Origin of the sequence: Collinsella sp. TF06-26, assembly GCF_002232035.1 — a bacterium.
GTDB lineage: Bacteria > Actinomycetota > Coriobacteriia > Coriobacteriales > Coriobacteriaceae > Collinsella.
In genome coordinates this window covers 20,051-40,995 of sequence record NZ_NKXR01000017.1, presented here as the reverse complement: position 1 = coordinate 40,995, position 20,945 = coordinate 20,051, and the positions used below count along the sequence as shown (strand labels likewise).

17 protein-coding genes are annotated in these 20,945 nt (G+C 61.4%); 12 read left to right on the top strand and 5 right to left on the bottom strand.

From position 1 onward, the window contains the following. From CHY22_RS08860 to CHY22_RS08805, 12 genes are all read left to right on the top strand, one after another. Positions 1 to 604 (top strand): transposase (locus CHY22_RS08860; RefSeq protein WP_143759228.1); only part of this gene is annotated, 604 nt, incomplete at its 5' end. Positions 605 to 921: 317 nt separating this feature from the next. Continuing rightward, complete coding sequence (locus CHY22_RS08855) at positions 922 to 1,932, top strand: LacI family DNA-binding transcriptional regulator (RefSeq protein ID WP_089573543.1); 1,011 nt, start codon at positions 922 to 924, stop codon at positions 1,930 to 1,932. Positions 1,933 to 2,189: 257 nt separating this feature from the next. Then, a complete protein-coding gene (locus tag CHY22_RS08850) occupies positions 2,190 to 3,590 on the top strand; it encodes an L-fucose/L-arabinose isomerase family protein (RefSeq protein WP_089573542.1) in 1,401 nt (466 codons plus the stop codon). 2 nt (positions 3,591 to 3,592) lie between these two features. Next, positions 3,593 to 4,429, top strand: a complete 837-nt coding sequence (locus tag CHY22_RS08845; RefSeq protein WP_199408789.1) for a transketolase — start codon at positions 3,593 to 3,595, stop codon at positions 4,427 to 4,429. Next, positions 4,422 to 5,363: a transketolase C-terminal domain-containing protein gene (locus tag CHY22_RS08840; RefSeq protein ID WP_089573541.1), complete on the top strand. Its 942-nt coding sequence runs from the start codon at positions 4,422 to 4,424 to the stop codon at positions 5,361 to 5,363. Before CHY22_RS08845 ends, CHY22_RS08840 begins: the two co-directional genes overlap by 8 nt. Before the next feature lie 56 nt (positions 5,364 to 5,419). Further along, positions 5,420 to 6,910, top strand: coding sequence for a glycerol kinase (locus CHY22_RS08835; protein WP_089573540.1), 1,491 nt, complete (start codon positions 5,420 to 5,422; stop codon positions 6,908 to 6,910). A gap of 169 nt (positions 6,911 to 7,079) precedes the next feature. Beyond that, the gene (locus CHY22_RS08830; protein WP_089573539.1) at positions 7,080 to 7,568 is read left to right on the top strand and encodes an S-ribosylhomocysteine lyase; all 489 of its coding nucleotides are present in this window, start codon (positions 7,080 to 7,082) and stop codon (positions 7,566 to 7,568) included. A gap of 135 nt (positions 7,569 to 7,703) precedes the next feature. Further along, entirely contained in the window at positions 7,704 to 8,348 is a 645-nt protein-coding gene (locus CHY22_RS08825) for a DUF4867 family protein (RefSeq protein WP_089573538.1), read from the top strand. Positions 8,349 to 8,706: 358 nt separating this feature from the next. After that, a complete protein-coding gene (locus tag CHY22_RS08820) occupies positions 8,707 to 10,137 on the top strand; it encodes a 6-phospho-beta-glucosidase (protein WP_089573537.1) in 1,431 nt (476 codons plus the stop codon). A gap of 426 nt (positions 10,138 to 10,563) precedes the next feature. Continuing rightward, on the top strand, positions 10,564 to 12,363 hold the full coding sequence (locus CHY22_RS08815) for a histidine kinase N-terminal 7TM domain-containing protein (RefSeq protein WP_158551208.1): 1,800 nt from the start codon (positions 10,564 to 10,566) through the stop codon (positions 12,361 to 12,363). A gap of 2 nt (positions 12,364 to 12,365) precedes the next feature. Beyond that, the gene (locus CHY22_RS08810) at positions 12,366 to 13,859 is read left to right on the top strand and encodes a sensor histidine kinase (RefSeq protein ID WP_089573535.1); all 1,494 of its coding nucleotides are present in this window, start codon (positions 12,366 to 12,368) and stop codon (positions 13,857 to 13,859) included. After that, complete coding sequence (locus CHY22_RS08805) at positions 13,856 to 14,476, top strand: response regulator transcription factor (RefSeq protein WP_089573534.1); 621 nt, start codon at positions 13,856 to 13,858, stop codon at positions 14,474 to 14,476. Before CHY22_RS08810 ends, CHY22_RS08805 begins: the two co-directional genes overlap by 4 nt. 109 nt (positions 14,477 to 14,585) lie before the next feature. Here CHY22_RS08805 and CHY22_RS08800 read toward each other — a convergent pair whose 3' ends face one another. The 5 genes from CHY22_RS08800 to CHY22_RS08780 form a co-directional block, all read right to left on the bottom strand. Beyond that, positions 14,586 to 15,428 (bottom strand): hypothetical protein, encoded by an 843-nt coding sequence (locus tag CHY22_RS08800; protein ID WP_089573533.1) that lies wholly within the window; start codon positions 15,426 to 15,428, stop codon positions 14,586 to 14,588. An 80-nt stretch (positions 15,429 to 15,508) separates the two neighbouring features. After that, complete coding sequence (locus CHY22_RS08795) at positions 15,509 to 16,750, bottom strand: SPFH domain-containing protein (protein WP_089573532.1); 1,242 nt, start codon at positions 16,748 to 16,750, stop codon at positions 15,509 to 15,511. Positions 16,751 to 16,798: 48 nt separating this feature from the next. Then, a complete protein-coding gene (locus CHY22_RS08790) occupies positions 16,799 to 18,121 on the bottom strand; it encodes a hypothetical protein (RefSeq protein ID WP_089573531.1) in 1,323 nt (440 codons plus the stop codon). A 24-nt stretch (positions 18,122 to 18,145) separates the two neighbouring features. Then, on the bottom strand, positions 18,146 to 18,883 hold the full coding sequence (locus CHY22_RS08785) for a DUF4428 domain-containing protein (RefSeq protein WP_089573530.1): 738 nt from the start codon (positions 18,881 to 18,883) through the stop codon (positions 18,146 to 18,148). Between the two features lie 348 nt (positions 18,884 to 19,231). Then, complete coding sequence (locus CHY22_RS08780; RefSeq protein ID WP_089573529.1) at positions 19,232 to 20,743, bottom strand: nucleoside hydrolase-like domain-containing protein; 1,512 nt, start codon at positions 20,741 to 20,743, stop codon at positions 19,232 to 19,234. Positions 20,744 to 20,945 lie beyond the last annotated feature (202 nt).

Sequence of the window (20,945 nt, the reverse complement as noted above, 5' to 3'; positions counted from 1 at the left end):
GTGCTCCGCCGCCGGCTGGCGCAGGTTCTCGGGCGCCGCCAGGCGCGCGGGCGCCCCCGCGGCGGGGGCCAGGAGGCTCTGGGAGGCGCTGCTGGCCTCGTCGCGCTCGGGAAGGCGGCTGCCGGCCGGCGAGGACGTCGCGGTCCGGATACTCGCCCGGGAGATAGCCTCCCTCGACGCCGACATCGAGGAACTCGACTCGCTCGTGGCCGACTCGCTGGCGGGAGACGAGGTCTACGAGTGCCTCCTCACGGTGCCCGGGATCGGCCCCAAGACCGCCGCGGCGCTGGTGACGTCGATCGACATATCCGCGTTCAGGGGGCACGACGAGCTCGCGAGCTACTGCGGCGTGGCGCCGCGGGACAGGCGCTCCGGGAGCAGCATCAGGTCGACGTCGCCGCAGCACGGCGGGAACAGGCAGCTCAAGAACCTGCTCATATTCAGCTGCAACTCCCTCATCGGCACGGACAACAGGTTCGGGAGGTACTACGGGGAGTGCAGGGCGAGGGGGATGAGGCACAGCAAGGCGCTGAAGGCGGTCGCGAGGAAGAGGCTCAAGGTCATTTACGCGATCATGCGCGACGCCGTCCCGTACGCGGCCTAGCGGGCGGCGGGATCAACCAAAGAGGAAACCGAGCGGGGGCGCCTGGCGCCCGGATGCGTCATGCCGAAATGGCGCGAAGCACGCGGTTGACAAAACCATAGAGACACGCCCCATGTAGTCAATTTGGGACGGGCTTTTTTAGCTACCGAGTAAATACGCCCGTTGGGGGAATAGTCGCGTCGCTTCGCTTGACAACAGGCTAAACTAGCTATTAAACATTTACTATTCTGTTTAGATTGAATTTGCGGTCGTTTAGTTGTCGAGTCACGGGGCGGTCAGGCCACGATGCTCCGCCACGACCGTTGCTAGGGGGAACAATGGCCAAAGCAAGTGTTCGCGAGATCAGCCGCATCACCGGTTTTTCGCCCGCAACCGTGTCCAACGCGCTCAACCGCAAGCGCAGCGTGAGCGAGGAGACCGCCAAAGTCATCCTGGAGTGCGCGCAGTCGCTCGGCTATCAGCAGTCGACGCAGCTCGAGAGCATCCAGTTTGTGCTCGCGCGCAAGACGGGCGCCATCCTGGACGAGAGCACCTTCCACCCCGCGGTCATCGAGGGCGTGGAGCGCCAGGCGCGTCGCCACGGCATGAGCACGAGCTTTGTCTCGCTCGACTTTAGCGACCTAGACGCCGTGCGTCCGCAGGTCGAGGGCCTGATTGCCGATCCGGCCGCCGCTATTGTACTAATGGGTACGGAGTTGGGCGAGGAGGACTACGCCCTGTTCGCTAACGCCGCCGCCCACCTGATTGTGCTCGATGGCTGGAGCGACCGCCAGTACTTTGATGCCGTGGTCATTGCCAATACCGATTCGGTGCTGCGTGCCGTGGACTACCTTATCGAGAAAGGTCACAAGCAAATCGGCTATCTGGCGGGCGACCTTCGTATCCGCAACTTTAAGGACCGCGAGCGCGGCTATCGCCAAGCGCTTGAGGATGCGGACCTCGAGGCCAATCCGGCATGGCGCGTCACGCTGGGCACCACGCTCGAGGGCGCTTATCGCGACATGGGCGCGTGGCTCGACAATGCCTCGCACGACGACCTGCCGACGGCTTTCTTTGCCGAGAACGACGTGCTCGCCGTGGGTGCCATGCGCGCGTTCAACGAGCACGGCATTCGCGTGCCCGAGGATGTCTCGATCATCGGCTTTGACGACCTATCTCTGGGCGCATTTTCCAACCCGCCGCTCACCACGGTGCATGTTCCCAAGCACGAGGTGGGTGAGATCGCGGTGCGCCGCCTGGTGGGCAACATCCGCAATCCCAAGAGCTACACCTGCAAAACGGCTGTGTCGACCTATTTTGTCGAGCGCCAGAGCGTGCGCGAAATCTAGGCGGAGACGGCATCGCCTGCAGCGTGCCAAAGCTCGCTAGGGCAGTAAACATAGCGCTATTCAAAAGAGGGTCCTTCGGGGCCCTCTTTTTGTTGCCCTTGTATGTTCAGATTGTTTACATACCGTTTAGGCTGATTTCTCTACCGTCTACGGGTATTTCGCGTTAAACTTCTAAACAGAAGAGTAAAACATTTAGTAAACAGAACAAAACGAAACACGCATCTGTTTACTGAACATGTAATTAGGGGAGGACGTACATGGATAAGATCAAGCTCGGTTTTGTGCCCACGCGCCGCAGCATCTTTAGCGCGCCGGACGCGATCAAGTATCGCGGGCTGACGGCTGATCGCCTGCGCGAGATCGGCGTCGACATCGTGGATATCGACGACATCAACGATGAGGGTCTGCTGTTCGACGACAGCCATATCGAGCCTATCGTCAAAAAGTTCCGCGCCGAGGGCGTCGACGGCATCATGCTGTGCCACGCCAACTTTGGCACCGAGTACGTTTGCGCCCGCCTTGCCCGCGAGCTCGGCCTGCCCGTGCTGCTGTGGGGTCCGCGCGACGAGCGCCCCGAGCCCGACGGCACCCGCCTGCGCGATAGCCAGTGCGGCCTGTTCGCCACCGGCAAGGTACTTCGCCGCTTCCAGGTTCCCTTCACCTATATGACCAACTGCCGCCTGACCGACCCCGAGTTCGAGCGCGGCGTTTGGGACTTCTTGGCCGTGTGCAACGTGGTCAAGACCTTCAAGCACACCCGCATCCTGCAGATGGCCACCCGCCCGTTCGACTTCTGGTCGACCATGTGCAACGAGGGCGAGCTGCTCGAGAAGTTCAACATCCAGCTTTCGCCCATCCCCATGACCGAGCTTGTCCAGGCTGTGCGCGACGCCCAGGCCGACGAGCAGGCCATGGCCGCCATGCTTGCCCACATCAACGACAGCTTTGAGATTTGCATTCCCGAGGACAAGGTCCCCGCGGTCGCAGGACTTGCCATTGCCATGAAGCGCCTGGTCGAGAAGTACGGCTGCAACGCCGGTGCCATCCAGTGCTGGAACGCCCTGCAGGACGAGCTGGGCATTATGCCCTGCGCCGCCAACGCAATCCTCAACGAGATGGGCATCCCCATCGTCTGCGAGACCGACATCCACGGCGCCATCACCGCGCTGATGGTCGAGGCCGCCGACCTGGGCCGTCACCGCGGCATGTTCGCCGACTGGACCGTGCGTCATCCCGATAACGAGAACGGCGAGCTGCTGCAGCACTGCGGCCCCTGGCCCTGCAGCTGCGCGGCCGTCAAGCCCAAGCTCACCTACCCGCTGGCCTTCGATCACCCCGGCGCACTGACGGCCGAGGCCAAGCACGGCGACCTCACCCTTGCCCGCTTTGACGGCGACAACGGCGAGTATTCGCTGCTGTTGGGCAACGCCCGCGGCATCGACGGCCCGGCCGGCATGGGCACCTACCTGTGGGTCGAGGTCGAAAACCTCAAGCGCCTCGAGGCCAAGATCGTCGAGGGTCCCTACATCCACCACTGCGTCGCCATTCACGCCAACGTGGTGCCGGTGCTCTACGAGGCGTGCAAGTACATTGGCATTGCCCCCGACCTGTACGACCCCATCAAAGAAGACGTCAAAGCTTACCTGCGAGGAGAGTAGAAATGGCAACTATCGAAGAGCTTGAGTCCCTGCGTTGGGACCTTCGCCGCGATTGCGTCGATATCATCATGGCTGGCGCCGGCGGCCACATCGGCGGCGACATGTCGGTCATCGATGCGCTGATGACCCTCTACGCCAACCACCTCAACATTTCGCCCGAGACCGTCGACGATCCCAATCGCGATCGCTTCGTGCTCTCCAAGGGCCATGCCATGGAGGCCTACTACGCGGTGCTCTGCCACGAGGGCTATCTGGACCTCGATGACGTCAAGGCCCGCTTCTCTAAGTTCGGCAGCCCCTACATTGGCCACCCCAACAACAAGCTCAAGGGCATCGAGATGAACTCGGGCTCGCTGGGCCATGGCCTGCCCGTGGCCGTCGGCATGGCGCTTGCCGGCAAGATGGACGGCCGCGACTACCGCGTCTACACCATCATGGGCGACGGCGAGCTTGCCGAGGGCTCGGTCTGGGAGGGCGCCATGAGCGGCGGCAACTACCAGCTCGATAACCTGTGCGCGCTCGTGGATCGCAACCGCCTGCAGATTAGCGGCAGCACCGAGGACGTCATGAAGCAGGACTCGCAGGAGGAGCGCTGGGCCGCCTTCGGTTGGAACGTGCTCTCCATTCCGGGCAACGACGTCCAGGCCATCGACGCCGCGCTGACGCTTGCGGCCGAGACTAAGGGAAAGCCTACGGTCATCATCCTCAACACGGTGAAGGGCTATGGCTCGCCCGTTATGGAGGACAAGGCCGGCTGGCATCATCACCTGCCCAACGATGAGGAATATGCCCAGATCATCGCCGATTTCGCTGCCCATAAGGAGGCTATCAATGGCTAACAAGATCGCCAACCGCAAGGTTATCTGCGACACGCTGCTCGAGGCCGCCGCAACCGATAAAGACATCGTCGTCCTGTGCTCCGACTCCCGCGGCTCCGCGTCGCTCACGCCGTTCTTCGATCAGTATCCCCAGCAGTCCATTGAGGTCGGCATTGCCGAGCAGGACCTGGTGAGCATCGCCGCCGGCATGGCCTCGTGCGGTAAGAAGGCCTGGGCCGCCTCGCCGGCGTCCTTTGTGACCACGCGTTCGTATGAGCAGTGCAAGGTCGACGTTTCGTACTCCAACACCAACGTCAAGCTCATCGGCATCTCGGGCGGCGTGTCCTATGGCGCCTTAGGCATGAGCCACCATTCTGCGCAGGATATCGCCGCTATGAGCGCGATTCCCAACATGCGCGTGTATCTGCCGAGTGACCGCTTCCAGACCGCCGAGCTTGTGCGCGCCCTGGTAGCCGACAGCAAGCCGGCCTACATCCGCGTGGGGCGCAACCCGGTCGAGGACGTGTACACCGAGGACGAGTGTCCGTTCCAGATGGATCGCGCCACCTGGGTGCGTCGCGGCACCGATGTGACGATCGTCGCCACCGGCGAGATGGTCCGCCACGCCGTGGACGCCGCCGATCTGCTGGCCGAGCAGGGAATCTCGGCAACGGTGCTCGACATGTACTGCGTCAAGCCGCTCGACGCCGAGGCCGTGATCGAGGCCGCCGGCGCCACGCGCGCCGTCGTGACCGTCGAGGAGCACAGCCCCTTCGGCGGCCTGGGTTCCATGGTCGCGCAGGTCGTGGGCGAGCATTGCCCGCGTCCGGTCAAGTGCCTCTCCCTGCCCGACGCGCCGGTCATCACCGGTACGAGCCCCGAGGTCTTTGCGCACTACGGCCTGACGGGTGCCGGAATCGCGCAGACCGTCGCCGAGTTCTTGCCCGCAGAGTAACTGGAATGTGACAAAGGGACCGCCCCTTTGTCACATTCGTTTTGAAAGGGGTGGCCATGGGCCGCTATATCATCGGAATCGATCAATCCACGCAGGGCACCAAGGCGCTGCTGGTGGACGAGGGCGGCCATTTGATTCATCGTGCCGATCGCTCGCATCGCCAGATTGTCAACGAGGCCGGCTGGGTGAGCCATGATCCAGCCGAGATCGCCGCCAACGTGCTGGCCGTGGCGCGCGCCGTGGTGGAGGAGACCGGGGTCGATCCGGCCGACGTCGCCGGCATCGGCATCTCCAACCAGCGCGAGACTACCGTTGCCTGGAGGCGCACGACGGGCGAGCCGCTGTGCGACGCCGTGGTGTGGCAGTGCGCCCGCGCCCGCGAGCTGTGCGACGAGCTGGCCGCGCGCGAGGGCGTGGCCGAGCTGGTGCGCGACACGACGGGTCTAGTGCTCTCGCCCTACTACCCGGCGGGCAAGATGGCCTGGATCCTCGCGAACGTTCCCGCGGCTGCCGAGGCCGCTGCAGCGGGCGAGCTGTGCCTGGGCACCATCGATGCCTGGGTGGTCTGGACGCTCACGGGCGGCGCGGAGTTCCGCTGCGACTGGTCCAACGCCAGCCGCACGCAACTCTTTGACCTGCGCCGTGGCTGCTGGAGCGAGCCGGTGTGCGAGGCCTTTGGCGTTGACGTGGCCTGCCTGCCACAGGTGACCGATTCCGATGGCCTGTTTGGCATGACGGACCTGGGCGGCTTTTTGCCGGCACCCGTGCCCATTCACGGCGTGCTCGGCGACAGCCATGCCGCCTTGTTTGCGCAGGGCTGCCATAGCCGCGGCATGGCCAAGGCGACCTATGGCACCGGCAGCTCGGTCATGATGAACGTCGGCGACGAGTTCGTCGCCAGCTCGCACGGGCTTTCGAGCTCGCTCGCATGGCGCATGGACGGCGTGACCGAGTACGTGCTCGAGGGCAACGTGAGCTACGCCGGCGCCGTCAAGACGTGGCTGCGCGACGATCTGGAGCTCATCAATAACCCCGAGGAAGTTACCGACCTGTGCTACGCCGCCAATCCGGCGAGCCGCGTCTACTTTGTGCCGGCGTTTACCGGTCTGGGCGCGCCGCACTGGGCGAGCGATGCCGAGGGCTGCGTCTTTGGCATGACGCGCACCACGGGTCGCGCGGAGTTCGTGAAGGCCGCCGACGAGTCGATCGCCTATCAGATCTTTGACGTGATTGATGCGATGGTCGAGGATTCGGGCGCGGCGCTGGCCGAACTTCGTGTTGACGGCGGTCCCACGCGCGATGCGTACCTGATGCAGTTTGAGAGCGACCTGGTTGGCTCGCCCATCCGCATCGCGAGCAACGACGAGATGAGCGGCCTGGGTGCGGCCTGGGCCTGCGGCATTGCGCTGGACATGTACACGCGCGATGTCGTCGACGTCTACGGCCCCCGCGGCATCGTGGAGCCGTCGATGCCCGCCGACGAGCGAGTCAAAAAGATCGCCGGCTGGCGCCATGCTGTCGACGCGACTATCGCCTACACTGCCTAGGCGGCTGCGCGGCGCCCAAGGATTTTTATGGGACGGGGATTAAAAACTCATTGATCCCCGTCCTTGGCAGCTCATTTGGGACGGGGCTTTTTTGACTGGTATGATTGGTGCGACCATTCCAACCAGCTAAAAGAGCCCCGTCCTAAATTGACTATCGAGAGGATCTGCCATGGAGCGTATCGCGAGTTTTTCCGTTGACCATCTGCTGCTCGAGCCCGGCGTGTACGTGAGCCGCATCGACCGCGATCCGGCGACCGGCGCCGCCGTCACCACGTTTGACCTGCGCCTGACCACGCCCAACAAGGAGCCGGTCATGAACACGGCCGAGTGCCACACCATCGAGCATCTGGGTGCGACGTTCCTTCGCAATCATGCCGAGTGGTCGAGCCGCATTGTCTACTTTGGCCCCATGGGCTGCCGCACGGGCTTTTACCTCGTCGTATTTGGCGAGGTGACGAGCGAGGAGATCTTGCCGCTCGTGCGTGAGCTGTTCGCGTTTGTCGCGGGCTTTGAGGGCGATGTTCCCGGTGCCGCTCCCGAGGAGTGCGGTAACTACCTGGACCAGAACCTCCCCATGGCAAACTGGCTTGCGCGCCGTTATCTCGACCGCGATCTGGCCGATATCGACGAGAAGCACCTGCACTATCAGCAGGCATAAGGATGCTGGCAGGAATAGCGTTTGCGCCAGAAGCGCTCCCACTCTTGTGGGGGCGCTTTTTCATATCGAGCACTCGAAACAGAACGAGATTGTTCTAGAATGTTCGTATAGTCACATTTACGAACAGGAGTGAACATGCATATCTATTCTGTCAACGATCCCGAGTTCAAATCCTATGGCAACGTTTGGGATGACGTTCCGTCCGAGCTCACGTCGCCCGTGCTCGAGGCGCTCTCTGCTACGCCCATCCCCGAGGGCAGCAAGTACGTAGCAAGCGCGCCGGAGCTCGAGGGCGTCAAGGATGCCGATAAGCTGGGCTTTCTCATGTACGGCGGCCGCTCCTTCCAGCTCGGCTGGTGCAACGGGCACAACACACGCCTCAACTGCCTGGAGTATCACCGCGCCAGCGAGTTTAACCTGGGCGCCCGCGACTTTATCCTGCTCGTGGCGCATCGCTGGGAGATCGAGGACGGCAAGCTCGACACCGCGTGCGTCAAGGCGTTCCGCGTACCGGCGGGCAAGGTCGTTGAGGTCTTCAACACCACGCTCCACTACACGCCCTGCATGGTCGACGACGGCGGCTTCCAGGTGATGGTGGCGCTGCCGGCGGGCACCAATGGCCCGCGCCCCGAGGCTGCAGCCGACATGCCTGCCGCCGGTGACAGCTACTGCTACTGGAAGGCCGACAAGTGGGTCCTCTGCCACGCCGACAGCCCCAAGGCAGCCGAAGGCGGCTACGTGGGCCTCGTCGGCAAGAACCTCGACATCACCTGCGACTAGGGGCTTCCTGTTTGTCTCGATCTGTAACATCTAGCGGGTTAAATCGCCTCTACCTGTTACAGATTGAGATAAATCGTAGAGGGCGCCCGAAAGATCTCGATCTGTAACACCAGGCCCGGTTTTGGCGGCCTACCTGTTACAGATCGAGACAAACCGGGCCCAAACCACCACAAAGGTGCCTGTCCCCTTTGTGGTGGTTGGCGGTTTGGGCGGGCAGGTATCAAAAAGTGTCAGACGGGGGCGGCTGCCGGGCGTCTGTGCGCGAAAAGAAGTGTCGGCCTGCGCCGCTGTCGTTGAGCGAGGCCCTATTTGCGGGGATACTAAAAACACGACAAGCAGCGTATGAAAGGATCGATGCATGGCTTTCCGTAAAGACTTCCTGTGGGGTGGCGCGACGGCTGCCAACCAGTGCGAGGGTGCCTACAACGTGGACGGCCGCGGCTTGGCCAACGTGGACGTGGCGCCGCACGGCCCCGAGCGCTACGCGGTGGTCTCCGGCCAGCGCAAGATGCTCGACTTCGAGGACGGCTATTACTATCCCGCGCAGACCGGCATCGATTTCTACCACCACTACAAGGAGGACATTGCCCTCTTTGCCGAGATGGGCTTTAAGACCTTCCGTATGAGCCTGGCTTGGACCCGCATCTTCCCCAACGGCGACGAGACCGAGCCCAACGAGGCCGGCCTGGCCTTCTACGAGGACGTGTTCCGCGAGTGTCAGGCGCACGGCATTGAGCCGCTCGTGACCATCACGCACTTCGACTGCCCGATCCATCTCATCAAGGAGTATGGCGGCTGGCGCAACCGCAAGCTCATCGACTTCTACAAGAACCTCGCGACCACGATCTTCACCCGCTACAAGGGCCTGGTAAAGTACTGGCTTACCTTCAACGAGATCAATATGATCTTGCACCTGCCGTTTATGGGTGCCGGTCTGGTCTTTGAAGAGGGCGAGAACAAGGAGGCCGTCGAGTACCTGGCCGCCCACAACGAGCTCGTCGCCAGCGCTTGGGCAACCAAGATCGCTCACGAGATCGACCCTGAGGTCAAGATCGGTTGCATGCTTGCCGCAGGTAGCTACTACCCCTACAGCTGCCGTCCGGGCGATGTGCGCCAAGCGCAGATTGACAACCAGAGCAACTATTTCTTCGTCGACGTTCAGAGCCGCGGCTACTACCCGGCCTATGCCGTCAAGAAGCTCGAGCGTTTGGGCATCGATGTGGGCATGACGGATGAGGACCGCGAGATCCTGGCCGCCAACACCGTCGACTTCATCAGCTTTAGCTACTACAGCACCCGTTGCTCCGCCGGTGCCGATAACCCCGATGTCGAGCGCACCCAGGGCAACGCCTTCGCCGGCGCCAAGAACCCCTACCTGCAGGAGAGCCAGTGGGGCTGGGCCATCGATCCGCTGGGCTTCCGCATCACCCTCAACGACCTGTACGACCGTTATCAGAAGCCGCTGTTTGTGGTCGAGAACGGTCTGGGCGCCAAGGATGTTGTCGAGGAGGATGGCTCCATCAACGACGACTACCGTATCGACTACCTGCGCCAGCATATCGCCGCGATGCGCGATGCGGTGACCGAGGACGGCGTTGACCTGCTGGGCTACACCACCTGGGGTCCGATCGACCTGGTCTCGGCCGGCACGGGCGAGATGTCCAAGCGCTACGGCTTTATCTACGTGGACCGCGACGATGCAGGCAACGGCACCCTCAAGCGTTCCAAGAAGAAGAGCTTCGACTGGTACAAACACGTCATCGAGACGAACGGCGAGGACCTGGCCTAAGGCTTTCCCAACAACCACAGCCTCCTAACCAAAACGCCCGGCGAGCAGTTAATGCCCGCCGGGCGTTTTGTTAAAAGAAGCGAAAGCACTCATTGGGGACGTACTTAAATGAGTGCCCGCAGAATGAGAGTGGATAATCTCCCGTTTTTGGCTTGTTTGTGGGCTCAAAGTGGGAGATTATCCACTCTCGTCATTTGGGCGTCCAAAAATCCTCGCTCGTTTTGTCTTAGTCATTGGGGACGTTCTTAAACGACTAGTCGCTGGCGACGTCCCTCGCCGTCGGCGGATTTTGGGACATGTGGCCCGCTTTTTGGGCCCGCCTGTCGGTACACTAAAAGCACTATGGGTACCCGCGAGCGACATATCGGCCACGCGACCGCCCGATCCGCGCCCGTGGCGGATCTTAGGGGCGGCAGGCTCTTCGCCATGCCGCGATTCCTTGTTGGCATATCGCATGGCGTGTATCGCCACCGCGTCTTTGCTATCGCCGGCGCCATCACCGCGCTGTTCCTCATGGTTTTGGCAGTCTTGCCGGCGCTGTTCGCCTTCGACCCCAAACTTTCTAACGCCGTGCCCGCCTATAGCGAGGTGTCCGAAGAGGTCGTGGATGCGCTCGTCCACTCGAGCTCTCTCCCGCTGCTTGTCGCCGCAATTGCATTTTCAATCTGGGGTGTGTTGGCGTACCTACGCTGCTTGGACTACGTCTTGCGCCGCCGCCTTGTTGCCATCGCCGCCATTTGTGCCCTGTGGATGATCGAGGTCATCCTCAAATATAAGTCGTTCACGCCGTTCTATGCCACCGTGCTGTGGTACCTGTACTACGTGCCCATGACGCTCATTCCGCTGATCTACCAGCTGTGCGGTCTGCGCCTCGCGGGTTTGGAACAGCATCGTATGGGGCGTCGGTACCGCACCGTTTTGTGGGTCATGGCTGTCCTGCTTATCGGCTTTGTGCTTACTAACGATGTTCATCAGCAGGTCTTCCATTTCGATCGATCGAGTGGAACCTGGAGCAACGATTACACATATGGTTGGGGCTACGGTACCGTTCTGGTATGGACAGCCTTTAACTTCGTTGCCTTTTTTATCTTGGTAGGACGGTCCTCGTCTTTTCGTATTCAGCGTTTCTCGGGCACGGCCGCGCTTGTCCTATTGGGCGGCGCGTTCTTTGCCATTTCATATGCGCTGCGTGTGCCCTGGGCATGGAGGCTTAATTTTTCACTTGTCTACTGCGTCCTGTGCGTGGTGGCGATGGAAATCTGTCTCGATTGCGGTGTCATCCCGTCGTACCACGATATCGCCGGTATTTTCGGCACCTTGCCGCTTGACCTCAAAGTTCTAACGCGTGACCTGCAGGAAGTCTATGTCACGCCGGTGTCAAAGCCAATGCCGGTAGGCGTGCGTGAGGAGTTGCGGGTCCAAGAGCACGGGCACGCTCACGCCTTTGCCGTGGCGTCCGATCCCGATGTAATGTATCGCGCCTTTCCGCTGCTGGGTGGATCGGCTCTCCTTGCCCAGGACGTCTCGGAGCTCAACGAACTCAATCGCGAACTGGCGCATCGTCGCATGGAGCTGCAACGCCAAAATGAGCTGCTTGCCGCCGACTACGACCTTAAGACACATTTGGCAGACCAAGAGGCCGAGACCTTACTGGTCCAAGACGTGGACCAAGCGCTTGCCCGTGCGCTCGAAGGGATGTACGACCTGCTGAGCTCGCTGCCGCCGTTGACCGATGAGGCATCTTCGCACGAGCGTTACCGCATGCTGCAGCGCGCCAAGATGCTCGTCGCCTATTGCAAACGCAAGGGGTCGCTCACGTTGGCACAGCACGGGGAGAGCGGTTTTGACCGCGACCGCATTCAGCTCATCGCCAACGAGCTTGCAAGTGACCTACGCACCATCGATGTCGATTGCGCCTCGATTATCGCCATACGGCGCCCGATGCACGCCAGTACGGTAAGCGCCCTGTACGACTGCGTGTATGACTTTGCGTTTTTTGCCTACACCACCGACCATCCGGCGCTTATGTATCACTTGGGCGACCATGACCGGTGCAGTGTCGAGCTGCGCGCCACGCTTTTTTCCAACGATGATGAAGATCTTTCGCAGACGCCCGCTGCGCAAAAGCTCGAAAGCGCTCTGCAAGGGCGCAACGTGGCATACCGCCTTGAGGGCGAGTCCGGCCAGCTACGCATGATCGTCTTGATGCCGAGGGCGGGTGAGTGACGATGCGGATTTCGCTCATCCTTCCCCAAATCGTTGCGCTCGATGTTGTCTTTGCCCTGGCTGCGTGTCTGCAGATGATCCACGTCCCGCTCATCGCATCGCGCCGCTCGTCCTATAACCGTAAGGTGATCTGCGCCTACGAGGCGAGCCTTGTGCTTCACCTAGTTATTTCGGCGCTCATCTTGTTCGCGTCGTCTGGCTCGTATCTGGTGGCGCCGCTTGACGTTTGTGCCAGGGCAATGGGCGGAGCGCTGTGGCTCAATGCCGCAATCTTTGCCTACGGCGTGGTGCTTATGGTGCACTATCGTCGTCCCGTCATGCTGGCCGAGCTACTGCTTGTTGTCGCCGTGACACCGCCGGTGGTTTTTTCCATGGGCTCGGCGTGGGCCGTTGTCCTTATCGCAGAGGGAGCGTTCTTCCTGTTCCGCTCCATCGCGGCGCTCTTGATGGACGTCCGTAACCGCCAGGAGGACATCACCGCGTTCTCGACGATCGAGACCATCAATGTGATTCCCGTGGGCATCCTGCATCTGGACCCGAGGGGCCGTCCGCTGCTCATGAACCGCTGCATGCGAAAAAACCTGGCGGAGCTTCATATGCCCACCGACCTAGGCGATATGAGCGGTACATGGAACGACCTGCGCAAACTTAGCATGCAAATGCCCGAAAGCAGCAAGATGCGCGTGCGGATTAATCTGGACCGCTTTGGTGAGGCGCGCGTTGTGGTCGAGGTTTCTTCCGCCGAGATTCGCTTGTTCGTGCACGATGACGTTGTGGTTTCGGGCCGCCTCTTCGAGCGCATTATCGGTCTGGATGTGACAGAGTATGCGCATGCTCATGATCGCCTGGCGCAAGCCAACCACCTGCTTGAGCTTGCGGGACAAGAGCTCCAAGCCCAGATCGAAGAGGTCAAAAAAGTTGCCGACAATGCGGCCTACCTGCGTATGCGCGCTCGCGTACACGACGTGATCGGGCAGCGCCTGTCCATCCTCCATCGTTATCTGGAGGAGGGGCGCCTGGATGACGAGTCACTCGAGCAGATCGACCCGCTGCTGCGCTCAATCGCTGCCGATCTGCGCAGTAGCGGTGCCAGCGAGCCTTCGGAGCAGTTGAACGATATCGTTCACGCCTTTGGCCTGGTGAGCGTGCAGATCGATGTCGAGGGCGCACTGCCCCAGGATGCGCGTGTCGCCGCGGCATTTTTGCAGATTATCCGTGAGGCATCGACCAACGCCACCAAGCATGCGCAGGCGCATCGGGTCCATGTGCGCTTGTGGCAGGAGAGGACGGATGCTGACGCCGTCGCGCACATGACGATTTCTAACGACGGGTCCCCGGCCCCCGTATCGTATCGCGAGGGAACGGGTATCCCAGGTATGAGGCATGTCGCGCAAGATCTGGGTGGCAGCCTAGAGGTCCACGCCACCCCGCCCTTTACGCTTACGGTATCCATTCCGCTTAACGCTAGCGACACGTCCCAAAGGAGAAACTCATGATCCGCGTGTTAATTGTCGAAGATCAGGCCATCCTGCGCGAGAGCCTGGCGCGCTCCGTTGGCAACCAGCCCGATATGACCGTCGTTGCCGCGATCGCCGATGCCTCCGAGGCCTTGGGTGTCGCGCTCAAGGAGCGCCCGGACATGATACTGATGGACGTGTGCACCGAGCACGATTCAAACGGCATCGTGGCGGCGGCACGCATCAAGGAGCAGCTGCCCGAGTGTCGCATCATTATCATGACAGGCATGCCCGAGATCACCTTTGTCGATCAGGCCCGCGAGGCGGGCGTCGATAGCTTTGTGTACAAGAACGTCGGTATCGACGAGCTGTTCGCCGTGATGCGCTCCACGCTGGCGGGTTACTGCACGTTTCCCAAGCCGCCCGAGAGCATCTTCTCGGGCACGGCGGCCCTCGACGATGTCGAGCTGTCGATCTTGCGCCTTGCCTGCGAGGGTAAAAGCCGCCGCGAGATTGCGGCCGAGCTGTTTATGAGCGAGGGCACCATCAAGCGCCGCATCTCGGAGATCCTGAGCAAGACCGGCTACGACAACATCATGCGTCTGGCCGTACATGCGGTGACCGAGGGCAGCATCGTTCCCAACATAGAGCGCTAGCGCTCGTTGCGCATCGGCATAAAAGCGACGGGGCCGCAGGATCATCTCCTGCGGCCCCGTCTGGTGTGCGCGGATGTGTCCGCCAATCCGCGGCTGATGTTACGTGCCGTTACGCGATGGTTGCGCTGTAGGAGGCAACGTCCTCGTAGGAATCGGTCAGGTAGGCGTCGATGCCGATGGTCGTATTGACCAGGTCGTCAAGGCTATCGAGCGTGCCGTTCGAGAACGTGAATTCCTCAGTGGCGTTGGTGCCGGGCATCAGGTGAGCCGAGAACCAGGGTTCCTTCATGGTGCCGTTGACGTTGGTCTTGCCGCTGGGGGCGTAGAAGGTCAGGTCCTTGTCGCTCTTGTTGGTGATGTTGACGACAAAACCGATGTCGCCCCACTCGTCCTTGAACTTCTCGGTGATGGTAATGGTGCACAGGTCGTCATCGGCAACGGTGACGGCGGGGGAGATTTCAATCTTCTGGACGTCGTCGTCTTCGACGGCCTCGTCGATCTCTTCTTCCTTCTCGGCCGCCTCGCGATCCTTCTTTACCGTGCCGGACAGGTCCTTGTCGGACTTGCTAAAGACAAGATTGCCGTCATCCTCTTCGAGGATGAGCTTGCCGTCCTTGAGCTTCATGTCATGCGACTCGTCTTCGGCGGTGATGGTTACGGTGGTGGCGTCCTTTGCCTCCCATTTAAGGTCGACGACTTCAAGGAACAGGTCGAGGGCACCCGTACCATCCTCATCGAGAATCAGGACGCAGTGCACACCCCAATCCTCGAGCATCTTCATGTACTCATCGGTCAGTTCTTCGCCCTCCAGGGTTCCACCCGAGAGTTCCCAGCTGCCGACGAAGTTGGCCTTGGGGTCTTTGCCGCCGCCGCTGCAGCCCGTCAGGGCAAAGGCGAGCGCAAGGACGCATGTCAGAAATGCGAGTACGGACTTTTTGAACGTTGTCTTCATGGTGTCCTCCTTTATCGAACGAAACCCATAGAAGCAAATGCGGGGGTGGCGGATCCCCCGCCAATTACCAGATAGAGGGGCTAGGGCCTGGGCGTTCCGCAGTTGCTGCAGAACTTGCCGCCGTTTTCGCTGCCGCAGTTGGGGCAGAACCACTTGGCCGGTGCCGGGGCGGGTGCGGGACTGCCGCACTCGGAGCAGAACTTGCCGGTGTTGGTGGCGCCGCAGCTGCAGGTCCATGTGCCGGCCGCGGGGGCAGCGGCAGGAGCCGGTGCGGGAGCGGGTGCCGGAGCCGGCTGCGGGGCGGCCTGCTGCTGTGCCTGGCCGGCGGCGAACAGCTGGCTGGCGTTCATGCCGCCCATGCCACCTGCCATGCCCATGCCCATAAAGCCTGCCATCGCGCCGTTGGGATTGGCGGCTGCCGCGCGCATTGCGTCGCTCTGGGCGCTGGCAATGTTGGCTGCCGCCATAGTGGGATCGCGCATGACGGCGGCTTTCTGCAGGTCCTTGATCATCTGCTCGTCTTCTTGCGAGGCTGCGATGGAGTTGACGCCAAAGCTCACGATCTCGACACCACGCAGGTCGCGCCAGTCGGCAGAGAGGACCTCGTTGAGCGCGCGGGCGAGCTCGGTGGTGTGACCGGGGATGGCGCTGTAGCGAATGCCCATCTCCGAGATCTTGGCAAAGGCGGGCTGCAGGGCGGTGAGCAGCTCGGACTTAAGCTGGCTGTCGATCTTGTCGCGCGTGTAGCTATCGGTCACGTTGCCGCACACGTTGGTGTAGAACAGCAGCGGGTTGGTGATGCGGTACGAGTACTCGCCGTTGCAGCGCACGGAGATGTCAACGTCCAGGCCAATGTTGTTATCGACCACGCGGAAGGGCACGGGCGAGGCGGTGCCGTACTTGTTGCCGATGATCTCCTTGGTGTTGATGAAGTAGACGCGCTGGTCCTTGCCCGCGTCGCCGCCAAAGGTAAAGCGGCTGCCGATATTGGCGAAGGTCTCCTTGATGGAATCGCCCAGGTTGCCGCTAAAGACGCTCGGCTCGCTGCCGGTATCGAAGACGAACTCACCAGGCTCCAGCGCGACTTCGATGATCTTGCCGTTTTGCACCACGAGCATGCCCTGGCCGTCGTTGACGGCGATGACGGAGCCGTTGGAGATGACGTTGTCCTCGCCGCGCGTGTTGGAGCTGCGGCCACCGGTGCGCTTGCTGCCCTTGCAGGCCAAGACGTCAGCAGGCATCGATTCGCAATAGATAAATTCCTTCCACTGGTCGGCCATGACGCCGCCGGCAGCACCCAATCCAGCTTTCAAGAGTCCCATGGTGATCTTCCTTTCTCGTCAAAGGCCGGGTGGTATTGGTCAGGATGGTTAGTCGTCCTTGTTGTCCTTCATGACAACGGTGGTCTCGGTGTGGCTGAAGGTGTCGTGCTTCTCGGTCAGGTCGAGCTCGCCGCAGTACTCGTCGGCGTGGGTGGCCTCGTTGGCCGTCTTGAGCTGGCCTACCAGTAGCACGTCTCCGATAATCACGATGATCAGCGGCGCGACGATGTTGATGAGGATGCCCTCGATATCAAAGGCGAGGTAATCCGGATCGAAGGCGTTCTCACCCATAAAGAGAATCTGGGAGAGGATAAATCCGATCACAAAGAACAGCACCGAGGCGATGGCGAGCTTGGGCTTGGAGCAGGGGAGCTCGCCGACCAAGCGGCCGGTCTGGCCGTTCATGGCAAACAGGTAGCTCTTGCCGTTCCACGAGGTGGAGAGCATCCAGACGGGGAACAGGGCGTAGTCGCTGTCTTCCCAGGTGTAGTCGAGCTGCTTGCTTTCGACCGTGGCATCGTCGTATTCGTCGACGACAGTCTCGCGCAGGGCCGAGATCGTGCTTTCTTCCATACGGCGCTCGGCGCGCGCCTTGCAGGTCTCGCAGTCCTCGTCGTAACGGTTGGCGATGTAGCCGGGCATATATGCGACCGAGAACGGACGCAGCGCGTCGTAGTCAAACGGCTCGATGGCGTCCATGTGGCCGTCGGGCATCTTGGACGATCCGTCGACGGGCACGCGCTTAAACGAGATATTGCCCTTGCGATAGGCATCGTAGTGGTCGGTGGTCGTGACGGTGCGGTCGGATTCCTCGGTCACGGTCTCGTTGGTCGCGTCAAAGTACACTTCGCCGTCCACGCGGGCGCCGTAGAGCCAAAACGGCACGTAGACACCTTGGACCTCGTCGATGTGGTTGCCGGTGACAAAGCTCTTGGGCAGCAAGATCTTGCCCTTGTAGTGTTCCTTGAGTGCGGCCGTGACGTCGTCGCGCCCGAGCTTAAACGGAATCACCAGGTCGGGCGAGAAGTCGCCAGAGAGCTGGCCGGGCGCCACGGCGGAGTTGCCGCAGTACGGGCAGGTGGTGACGGCGACGGTGCCGTCGGACACGAGCTCGGCGCCGCACGACGAGCAGATGTAGCCGGCGTTTTGGGCGAGCTCCTGCACGGCATCGTCGGCAGCAGGTTTGGGAGCTGCGGCTGCGGCATCGGCTTTGGCATCTGCCTTGTCCTGGCGCTCGCGATAGAGGGCCTCGACTTCTTCGACTTCAAAGCGTGAGTCACAGTAGTCGCAGACAAGCTTTTGCTCGGCGCTGGCAAAATGCAGGGGACCACCGCAGGCAGGGCACTGATAGTTGACGCTCTCGAAGGCCATGATCGGTCCTTTCCGTGCCGGAGGCTATGCGCCGATGGCGCCGCCGCAGTATTCGCAGCGCCCACTGGCATCGGGAATGGTGGTGGCTCCGCAGAAGGGGCAGGTCACCGCGGTCTTGGGGGCCTTGGCGGCCACGACGCTGTCGCGCGTCTCCTGGCGCAGCTGCACCAGCGCGTCGCGGACCTCGGTTGCCTGGCGCTTGGCCTCGCGGTATTCGATGGAGCCGCGCTGATCGATGGTGGAGTCGTTCACGCGCAGGTTGATCTCGGTAAAGTACGGCGTGTTGACGTGAATGGTCAGATTAAAGTCGTAATCCAGGTCGTAGCGCGGCGGATTGTAGCTCTCGCGCTCGCCGTCCTTGGTCTCGCGATAGATTTCGGTGCGATGCTCGTCGATATCCATATCGCAGCCGAGTACCTGCGAGAACTCGATGATGTCGGGATTGGCGTCGCGCCAGCGGCTCTGCGAGGTGATGATCAGCAGGCCCGCGTCCTCATCGAGCATGATGTTGGTGCGCCCGGCAGAAAGCGTGCGCGTGGGGTTGAACGACGCCAAGCGCTCGGCATTGGCCTCGCGGTAGGCGATCTGCTCGCGGATATCGTCCGCGGTGCTGGAGCGATAGCCGTGAAAGCAGGGGGAGAGCTTGCCGGCGCACTCTTTGCACAGGTAGCCTTCATTGATTTTTGTCTTACCTAGAAGTCCCAGCTCGGTACCGCAAATCGCGCACTCTTTCTTCTCGAACATCTTGTCAAAGAAGCCCATGGCTGCCTCCCATCAACTGGTAGCGTGTGTCACTTTTGATGATGGGGGAGTGCGCAGCCTTTCACGATACCCAGACGGCTCAACGAGTCTCCACAACTGGGACACATGGCCCATTTTTCCTACTCATTGGGGACGTACTTAAATGAGTGAAACTACTCATTTAAGTCTGTCCCCAATGAGTGCCTGCAGAATGAGGGTGGATAATCTCCCGTTTTTGGCCTGTGTGCAGGCTCAAAGTGGGAGATTATCCACTCTCGTCATTTGGGCGTCCAAAAATCCTCGCTCGTTTGGCGCCTGGGGACACTCTTTGTCGAATGCGGCGGCTGCCGAATGTGGGCGCCGTCCTTGCTATGCCACGGTCAGGGCGACCTGGGCGTAGCGGGTACAGGGGCGCTCGGCGCGCGTCTGCACGGTGAGGGTGAGCACAAGGCGCTCGCCGGGTCGTGCGTCGGCGGGCACGATGAAAGCGGTGTCTACCGTGCATTCTTGCCACATCGACAGATCCTGGACGCCTGCATAGCTCGACGGGTCTACGGCGATATCCCAATGCGCATCGAAGCCCCTGCCGTCGGGGTCGACGATGGTCGCCGCAAGGTCGATGCGCTCGCCGGCTGCGGCGCTGCGGTCGGCCGTGACCTCGACAACATGTGCCGGATGCGAGCAGATGGCCGGATCATGGGCGCACCATTGCGCGCGGGCGGCAAAGTCTTCCTGATAGGCACGCAGATAGGGATTGAGATTGTCGTCTGCGGGCGTGCCGAGGGCGGCAAAACCGGTGGGCGCGTTCGCATCGGGGTGTCCATCAAGAAACATGCGGCCGAGCAGCGTATCGAAGTCGCGGTCGTCGATACCGCGCAGGCCAAACGGCAGCAGCGGAATATAGGTCATGCTGTCGCCTTCGGCCATAAAATCGCCGCGCTCAAACTGCACCGCGGGCATGCCTTCCAGGCCCCAATCCAGGCGGGCATGCTTGCCAAACTGAAAGCGCTCGGGCTCGTTTTCGTAGACCTTACCATCGCCATAGAGCATATAGCGTGCCATGAGGGGGCCGTTGCCCTGCGTGAGATTCCGCTCAGGCCAAGGAGCCTTAAATAGTGGCAGCGTATCGGGCTGAGCCGTTTTGGCGTCGAAATAGTTGCCATACATATAGGGCGTACGCCAAAAGATGAGCTCGGGAAAGAGCTCACGCCCATGGTCGAGCCACGAGTTGTCCTGCCCCACACCATCGGCAACGCCCATAACGCGCACCTTCTGATAGACCCGCTGCTGTACGGCGGGCCAATCGGATGTGGCGTGATAGCGCTCGGCAATACTCATGAGGGCGCGAACGATAGTATTCATACCGCCCCAGCTGAGCAGCCACAGCGTGCGGGGGTCGTCGTCCATGATGGCATCGGCGATGACGCGCGAACCGGGCGTTTCCTCGCGCACATCACCCTCAAAGGCAGCATTTCCCACAAACGTACGCTCGATCATCTGGGCAGGCGTGGGAAACGGCGGTTCACCGGCGGCGTCCGCATTTGCCTGCAACTGCGGCCAAGCCTGGGCATATTCATTACTCCAGAGACTCTCAATCCAATGCTCGGGAAACGGCCGATACTCACGAAGCTCGCCGGCCAGCGGATCGGGCTCATGAGGCACAACAGCCCACTCATAAGAGCGCCGCCCTTTGGTCCGCCAATGCGGATTCACCTCGCCGAGCGTATGAACCCCATCCCCAAGAAAGTGATACTGCGAAGCCGTATACACCACAGCCTGCACATCAAGCAGATTAAGATACAGAGCCAAATGAACAAGCGAGTTCATATCATCGACTTCCATATCGGTAGTAACAATCACCCGAGTCAACTTCTGGGACATAGGAACAGCTCCAATCAAAATCAATTCAGCCAGTTACGCGCAAGGCAAGACGGGACCCATGCCCCCATCGCCACCGACCCGGCGGCCCGCTAGAAGCGGCCGGCCAGGGTCACGGCAACGTCAACGCAGCGGGGACCGGGGTTTAGTCTTGCAAACATTCCGCAGGGGGCATGGGCAGGCGCAGCGCGAAGCGCAAAGCGCC

Excerpts from the sequence above, each read along its gene's own strand:
- CHY22_RS08780 (WP_089573529.1), bottom strand. The coding sequence starts at position 20,743 with ATGTCCCAGAAGTTGACTCGGGTGATTGTTACTACCGATATGGAAGTC.
- CHY22_RS08800 (WP_089573533.1), bottom strand. The coding sequence starts at position 15,428 with ATGAAGACAACGTTCAAAAAGTCCGTACTCGCATTTCTGACATGCGTC.
- CHY22_RS08845 (WP_199408789.1), top strand. The coding sequence starts at position 3,593 with ATGGCAACTATCGAAGAGCTTGAGTCCCTGCGTTGGGACCTTCGCCGC.
- CHY22_RS08835 (WP_089573540.1), top strand. The coding sequence starts at position 5,420 with ATGGGCCGCTATATCATCGGAATCGATCAATCCACGCAGGGCACCAAG.
- CHY22_RS08840 (WP_089573541.1), top strand. The coding sequence starts at position 4,422 with ATGGCTAACAAGATCGCCAACCGCAAGGTTATCTGCGACACGCTGCTC.
- CHY22_RS08805 (WP_089573534.1), top strand. The coding sequence starts at position 13,856 with ATGATCCGCGTGTTAATTGTCGAAGATCAGGCCATCCTGCGCGAGAGC.
- CHY22_RS08820 (WP_089573537.1), top strand. The coding sequence starts at position 8,707 with ATGGCTTTCCGTAAAGACTTCCTGTGGGGTGGCGCGACGGCTGCCAAC.
- CHY22_RS08855 (WP_089573543.1), top strand. The coding sequence starts at position 922 with ATGGCCAAAGCAAGTGTTCGCGAGATCAGCCGCATCACCGGTTTTTCG.
- CHY22_RS08795 (WP_089573532.1), bottom strand. The coding sequence starts at position 16,750 with ATGGGACTCTTGAAAGCTGGATTGGGTGCTGCCGGCGGCGTCATGGCC.
- CHY22_RS08850 (WP_089573542.1), top strand. The coding sequence starts at position 2,190 with ATGGATAAGATCAAGCTCGGTTTTGTGCCCACGCGCCGCAGCATCTTT.
- CHY22_RS08825 (WP_089573538.1), top strand. The coding sequence starts at position 7,704 with ATGCATATCTATTCTGTCAACGATCCCGAGTTCAAATCCTATGGCAAC.
- CHY22_RS08815 (WP_158551208.1), top strand. The coding sequence starts at position 10,564 with ATGCCGCGATTCCTTGTTGGCATATCGCATGGCGTGTATCGCCACCGC.
- CHY22_RS08830 (WP_089573539.1), top strand. The coding sequence starts at position 7,080 with ATGGAGCGTATCGCGAGTTTTTCCGTTGACCATCTGCTGCTCGAGCCC.
- CHY22_RS08810 (WP_089573535.1), top strand. The coding sequence starts at position 12,366 with ATGCGGATTTCGCTCATCCTTCCCCAAATCGTTGCGCTCGATGTTGTC.
- CHY22_RS08790 (WP_089573531.1), bottom strand. The coding sequence starts at position 18,121 with ATGGCCTTCGAGAGCGTCAACTATCAGTGCCCTGCCTGCGGTGGTCCC.
- CHY22_RS08785 (WP_089573530.1), bottom strand. The coding sequence starts at position 18,883 with ATGGGCTTCTTTGACAAGATGTTCGAGAAGAAAGAGTGCGCGATTTGC.